Below are 6,347 nucleotides of genomic sequence, written 5' to 3'. Positions count from 1 at the left end.
CCCTTCCGAGAAAGCTTGCAGCATCTGGTTTTTTGCGACCACCGCGGTAACCAGTAAGGCACTCCGCTGCGGTGACACCCCTCTAGGCGGGGTTCCGATTCGCGTCAAACACAATCTTTCACATTTGTGGCAATTTTCTCGAGTTTGCGCGTTTATGACGCCCCACACACCCCTGCCGGTGCTGACGAAGCACTTGTAACTGCACTTCATTCCGCCGCCGGAGATTTCCAAAGGATGCCCCCGCGTCCTGTGGCACGCACCATCCGTCTTTAGGGCCTCGCCTTAAGCGCTTGTGAAGGCCCATATCGCTACATGCCCGATACGATGGATACCGCGATCCCTGCCCCCCGCCGGCGAACGTGCCCGAGACCCTGTCGGCGCCTGGGCCCTCGGACGCTTTGGGCGCGCCCTCCGGACCAACCTCGCTCGCCGGACAGGTACGCAGCGCGCTCATATGGCGATCGGGCAGCCAGATCGTCGCGCAGATGGTGCAGTGGTGCGCGACCTTCCTGGTTATCCGCATCTTGGCGCCTGCCGATTACGGCCTGTTCGCGATGTGCCAGGTGGTTCTCACCTTCATGGCGATGCTCAACGGCTATGGCTTGGCGAGTGGGCTGATCCAGCAAAAGGAAATTAGCGAGCGCGAAGTCCGCCAGCTGTTCGGGATGCTGATCGTCCTGAACGTCGGGCTCGCCGTCGCCCAGCTCTCGCTCGCGCCGCTGGCGTCCGCCTATTACCGCCAGCCGATCGTCGGCGACATGCTCCGCGTCCAGGCGCTGCTCTATCTGACGACCCCCTTCATCGCGCTCCCGTATGCGCTGCTCTCGCGGGCGATGGATTTCCGTCACCAGGCCAAGGCTAACATCACCGCGTCGATCGCCTCGGCCAGTGCGGCGCTCGGCGGTGCGCTCTATGGTCTCGGGGTATGGACTTTGGTGCTGGCGCCGATCGTGCTGTTTAGCGTGCGCGGCGCGATGATGACGTGGAGCGCGCGGTCGCTAGTCTGGCCGAGCTTTGACTTTCGCGGCGCCGGGACGATCGCGCGTTATGGCGGGGTGATGGCCGCGGGGCAGCTGTTCTGGTTCCTGCAGAGCCAGACCGACGTGTTCATCGCCGGGCGCAGCTTTTCGCCGCACATGCTCGGCATCTATACGACCAGCCTGTTCCTCACGCAGATCTTCGTCTCGAAATTCGTGCCGCCGCTGAACGAGGTCGCCTTCTCCGCCTATGCGCGGATGCAAGCCGATCCCGCTGCGATCGGGCGCGCGTTCGTGAAGGGGGTGCGGATGGTGATGATCGTCGCGATGCCATTCTACATGGGGCTGGCCGCCACCGCCGAGCCGCTGGTGCTGACTGTGCTGGGCGACAAATGGCGCGAGACGGCGCCCATCGTCCACCTGCTCGCGCTGGCGATGCCGTTCATGACGTTGCAGGTGTTGTTCACGCCAGCATCGGACGCGCGGCCGTCCGGGAATCGGCGTCCAGAACGGCGCGGTCGGTGCAATGATCCTGACCACGGCGTTTCTGGTCGGCGTTCAATGGGGCCCTACCGGCATGGGCATCGCGTGGATCACCGCGTATCCGCTCTACCTGGCGATCAGCGCATGGCGGACACTGCCGGTAATCGGGGTGCGCGCGAGACGTGGCGCGGGCGGTCGCATCACCGGCGCTGGCGGCGATCGCGATGGCGCTGATCGTCGGGCTGGTGGATCGCGGCCTGCCGCCGCTCGACGCGCATTGGCGGCTGTTGGTCCTCGTGGCTATTGGCGCAGCGGTCTATGCGGCGTCGATGCTGATCTTTGCGCGGGCGACGGTGCGCGAACTGATCGCCGTGGTGCGGAAACAACCTGTCGCTGCCTAGTTTAGCCCCCTGGTTTAGCCCCTAATCTAGGCGGACTGAATGTATTCGCGCATCGCTGCGGCATCGGCTTCGATCCGGTCGATGCGGTATTTGACCAAGTCGCCGATCGAGACGAAGCCGACCAGCGTGTCGCCGTCGATCACCGGCAGATGGCGGATGCGGCGCTGAGTCATCAGCGACAGCGCGCCGATCGCGGACTCGTTCGGCCCGACCGACTTCACCGCGGTAGTCATCACATCGGCGATCCGCCGGTCCAGCGCCGCGGCCCCGTCCGATTGCAGGCAGTGGATGACATCGCGTTCGGAGAATATGCCGACCACCCGGTCGCCATCGAGCACCGGTGCCGCGCCGATCCGCTTCTCTGCGAGCAGCGCCACCGCCTCCGCCACAGTCGAGTCCGGGTGGAGCGACTCTATGCCGCCCTTTCGGTCCTTCAGGATCGCCGCGATCGTCATCTTCGCCTCTCCTCATATGCGTCTGGTGCGCCTGACTTGAGGAAACCATGTTTGCGCGGCAATGTGAAGCGATGACCGATCGACTGCCTGAACCACCCGCCGGGTTGGACGACCCGCATTATGCGGCGTTCGCATGGGCGCGGTTTCGCGCGATCATGGCGTGGATGGTGCTGGCGGCGGCGATCTGCGTCGCGGCGGTGATTGCGGCGATGGCGCATCTGCAGGGGCCGCTGCATCTGGTGACGATGCTCGCGGTGATCGGCGGGGTCGGCGGATCGGTGATGATGGCCGGGCTGCTGATGGGACTCGCGTTCCTGAGCTCGGGAAGCGGGCATGACGAGGATGTCGCGCGGATCGATTGAGCGCACGCTGATCAGACGTCGAACATGAAAAAGGCCGGTGTCGCGTAACGCGGCACCGGCCTTTTCAGGTCTCAGCAATACCCCGGATCAATCCGGGATGACGGCTTCAGCCTGCGACCTCATCCGGTACCGCACGAACGCGGCGACGGCGGGGCTTTTCTTCCGGCGCCGCGTCAGTAGCAGTCGCTTCGGTCGCTGGCGCCGGCGTTATGGCCGAGATGCCGAGCGATGGCGGCAGGCGGTCCGCATCGAATGCGGTCGGTGCTGCATCTTCGGTCGCAACGGGTGCGTCGAGGCTGCGATCGCGGCGCGGACGACCGCGACGGCGGGGCTGCTCCTCGGTGGCTGCGGCGACAGGCGTCGTCGTCTCGACGGTTTCGATCGGCTGGGCAACCTGCTCCGAGGCTTCGGTTACCGAACGGACCGCGTCGGCTTCCGAATCCTGGTTGGCGTTGGCGACCTGGACGCTGGTGCGCAGCGTGCGACGGATCGTCTCACGCTGCGGCGCATCGCGGTAGTCGGAGCGGGGCTCGCGGACCTGCTCGTCGCGGGGCTGGGTCTCGCGCGCCTGGTTCTCACGGGCCTGGGCCTCGCGCGCCTGACCCTGCTCTTCGCCGCTACGCTCGTCGCGCTGCTGCGTATCGCGGGGAGCGTTGCGCTGGTTGCGCTGGCCTTCACCACGAACGCGGTCTTCGCGCTGACCTTCGTTGCGCGACTGACCCTCGTTACGCTGGCCCTCGTTACGCTGGCCCTCATAGCGGGTGTTCTCGTACCGCGGGCGCTCTTCGCGCTGTGGCCGGTCATCGCGCTGCGGACGATCTTCGCGGGTCTGCGTGTCGCGATTCTGCCGGGACGCATTCTGGTACTGGCCGTTCTGGCCGCCATTCTGCTGCTCGGCCGAAGCCTGCTGCCCCTGCTGCTCGCCGGAGCGGATCGGTTCGCCCTCGTCGCCGTAATCGTCGTCGCCGTCGAGATCGAACGGCTGCTGGCGACGTGGCTGCTGCTGCGCCTGCGGCTGGCTCTCTTCGAACCGTGCGCGCGTCTCGCTCAGGACGCGGAAATAATGGTCCGCGAACTGGAGGTAATATTCGATATTGACGCGGTCGCCCTGCTGCTGCGCATCGCGCGCGAGGTTCTTGTACTTCTCGTACAGCTGGCTCGCGTTGCCGCGCGCGCGGCTGTCGATGCGGTTGCCGGTATCGCGACCACCCTGGCCACCGCCGCCGCCCTGGCGTTGACCGCCACCACCGCCACCGCCGCCATTATTATTGTTGCCACGACCGCGACGGCGGCCGGCTTGCCGGTTGTTGATCAAGCTTGTGTCCTCAGTCGTCGAACCAAAATCTGGTCGTGCTCCGAAATGCGGTGCAAACCCCCGCCGCGCACCGACGATCTAAACGAGATCGGTGCGTCGAACTTGCCAGGGCCGCCGGACTGCAGCGACCTCAAAGCGAAGGATGCGGGTCATCGCTCTAAACCGACCAATCGTCGAGAGTGCGTGCCCCTGCCCGCGTGATAGCGGGCGGAAAGGCCATACTACAAGCGAAAACTGCCGGTTAGCGCCGTATTCCTGTCGTCGCGACCAGCGCACGAGGGTTGTTTCCATAGTCGTGGTGGAGCGCGACGTGCAAACCCTGCGCTTCGAGCAGTGCGGTGACGGGCTCGGCTTGCGTCGATCCGATCTCGATGACGGCCGCGCCGCCGGGCGCGATCAGCGCCGGGAGTTGCGCGGCGAGGATGCGGTAGTCGTCGAGCCCGTCGCTGCCGGCGAACAGCGCGGCGTGCGGTTCGTGGTCATGGACTTCGGCCGGGAGCGTCTCGTCGGTGGCGATATAGGGCGGGTTGGCGAGGATCAGGTCGAACTGGCCGGTGATCGCGCTCGCCCAGCTCCCGCGGAGGAAGCGGGCGCGGTCGGTCATGCCGAGGGTGGCGGCGTTGGCGCGGGCGTAGCCGAGCGCTTTCGGGGAATAGTCGACGCCGAGGCCTTGCGCGGGCCATTCGTCGAGCGCGGCAAGGAGAAGCGTGCCGGGGCCGGTGCCGAGGTCGAGCACCGTCGCGGGGGCGCGACCGGCGAAGTGTTTTTGCGCGGCGATCAGGAGCGTTTCGCTGTCCCCGCGGGGGACGAGCGCGCCGGGGCCGACGGCGAGATCGATCGACCAGAAGCCGCGGGTGCCGGTGATGTAGGCGACCGGTTCGTGGTTGAGGCGGCGTTCGACGAGGGGGGCGAAGGTCTGGGGAACGGTGTAGCGGTCGGGGTTGAGGAGTATCGCGTTGCGCTCGACGCCAAGCGCGTGCGCCATGAGGAGTTCCGCGTCGAGGCGGGGGTGGCGGAGAAGGCGAACCGCGCGGCGGCGGTGGCGATCGCCGCACTTACCCCCCGCCCGCTTGCGGGAGGGGGTTGGGGGTGGGCACGCGCTCACCGCGGACACACCAGTTGCGATGGGTCGAGAGACCCACGCTGAACGCTCGTCTGGAACCGGCCGCGAGCCCACCCTCGGCCCCCTCCCGCTTGCGGGAGGGGGAGCAGAATTTAGCCATCCAGCTGCGCCAGGCGGTCCGCTTCGTCCTGCGCGACCAGCGCACCGATCAGTTCGTCCATCTCGCCTGCGACGATCTCCGGCAGGCGGTGCAGCGTCAGGTTGATGCGGTGATCGGTCACACGGCCCTGCGGGAAATTGTACGTCCGGATCCGCTCCGAGCGATCGCCCGAGCCGACCATCGACTTCCGTGCACCTGCCCGCTCGGCGTGCAGCCGGTCGCGCTCCGCCTCGTACAGCCGGGTCCTGAGCACGCGGAGGGCCTTGGCCTTGTTCTTGTGCTGCGACTTCTCGTCCTGCTGGATCACCGTCAGCCCGGTCGGGATGTGGACGATCCGCACCGCAGAGTCGGTGGTGTTGACCGACTGCCCGCCCGGCCCCGACGAGCGATAGACGTCGATGCGCAGGTCCTTGTCGTCGATCTTGACGTCGACCTCCTCCGCCTCGGGCAGCACCGCGACGGTCGCCGCCGAGGTGTGGATCCGGCCGCCGGCCTCGGTGGTGGGCACGCGCTGGACACGGTGCACGCCGCTCTCGAACTTGAGCTTGGCGAAGACGCCTTGCCCGGTGACGCTGGCGACGACTTCCTTGAAGCCGCCCGCGTCGGACGACGAACCCGAGATCATCTCGACCCGCCAGCCCTGCGATTCGGCATAACGCTGGTACATCCGGAACAGGTCGCCCGCGAACAGCGCCGCTTCGTCGCCACCGGTGCCGGCGCGGACTTCGAGCATCGCCGAGCGCTCGTCGGCAGAATCGCGCGGCAACAGCGCGAGCGCGAGCTTGCGATCCGCGGTTTCGAGCAGCGTGCGGTTCTCGTGAAGCTCGTCCGACGCCATCGCGCGGAGTTCGTCGTCGGCATCCTCGGCCATGAACGCGAGGCTCTCCGCCTCCTGTCGCAATCGGCGCACTTCGGTGGCGGCCTGGGCTACGGGTTCGAGCTCGGCATATTCCTTCGATACCGCGACGAAGCGGTCGGAGGGGAGATCGCCGGTCGACATCAGCGCCTGCAACTCGTCACGCCGAGCCTCGATCGCGCGGATGCGGTCGGGGGAGATCTGGGTCATTCTCCCGCCCCCTTATCCGTCATCCCAGCGAAAGCTGGGATCTCACTGGGGCGGGTGTTGCGTCC

5 protein-coding genes and 1 pseudogene are annotated in these 6,347 nt (G+C 66.8%); 2 read left to right on the top strand and 4 right to left on the bottom strand.

Features of this window, described 5'->3' with window-relative positions; translation table 11 throughout:
- Positions 1 to 485: 485 nt before the first annotated feature.
- Positions 486 to 1,861 (top strand): annotated as a pseudogene (locus QP181_RS16200) (lipopolysaccharide biosynthesis protein).
- 26 nt (positions 1,862 to 1,887) lie between these two features.
- Here the strand turns inward: QP181_RS16200 and QP181_RS16195 are convergent.
- Positions 1,888 to 2,316 (bottom strand): CBS domain-containing protein, encoded by a 429-nt coding sequence (locus tag QP181_RS16195; protein ID WP_132742438.1) that lies wholly within the window; start codon positions 2,314 to 2,316, stop codon positions 1,888 to 1,890.
- Between the two features lie 71 nt (positions 2,317 to 2,387).
- On the opposite strand from QP181_RS16195, the gene QP181_RS16190 reads away from it, so the two are divergent.
- Complete coding sequence (locus QP181_RS16190; protein ID WP_243643540.1) at positions 2,388 to 2,678, top strand: hypothetical protein; 291 nt, start codon at positions 2,388 to 2,390, stop codon at positions 2,676 to 2,678.
- A gap of 106 nt (positions 2,679 to 2,784) precedes the next feature.
- Here QP181_RS16190 and QP181_RS16185 read toward each other — a convergent pair whose 3' ends face one another.
- From QP181_RS16185 to prfA, 3 genes are all read right to left on the bottom strand, one after another.
- Positions 2,785 to 3,993, bottom strand: coding sequence for a DUF4167 domain-containing protein (locus QP181_RS16185; protein WP_333929176.1), 1,209 nt, complete (start codon positions 3,991 to 3,993; stop codon positions 2,785 to 2,787).
- 241 nt (positions 3,994 to 4,234) lie between these two features.
- Positions 4,235 to 4,978, bottom strand: coding sequence for a peptide chain release factor N(5)-glutamine methyltransferase (prmC, locus tag QP181_RS16180; RefSeq protein ID WP_333929175.1), 744 nt, complete (start codon positions 4,976 to 4,978; stop codon positions 4,235 to 4,237).
- 230 nt (positions 4,979 to 5,208) lie between these two features.
- Positions 5,209 to 6,282, bottom strand: a complete 1,074-nt coding sequence (gene prfA / locus QP181_RS16175) for a peptide chain release factor 1 (RefSeq protein WP_056053173.1) — start codon at positions 6,280 to 6,282, stop codon at positions 5,209 to 5,211.
- Positions 6,283 to 6,347: the final 65 nt, after the last annotated feature.

It is taken from the genome of Sphingomonas sp. LR55 (assembly GCF_036856015.1).
Lineage (GTDB): Bacteria > Pseudomonadota > Alphaproteobacteria > Sphingomonadales > Sphingomonadaceae > Sphingomonas.
Note: the sequence above shows the minus strand (reverse complement) of the source record. Positions and strands in the feature narration are given on the sequence as shown.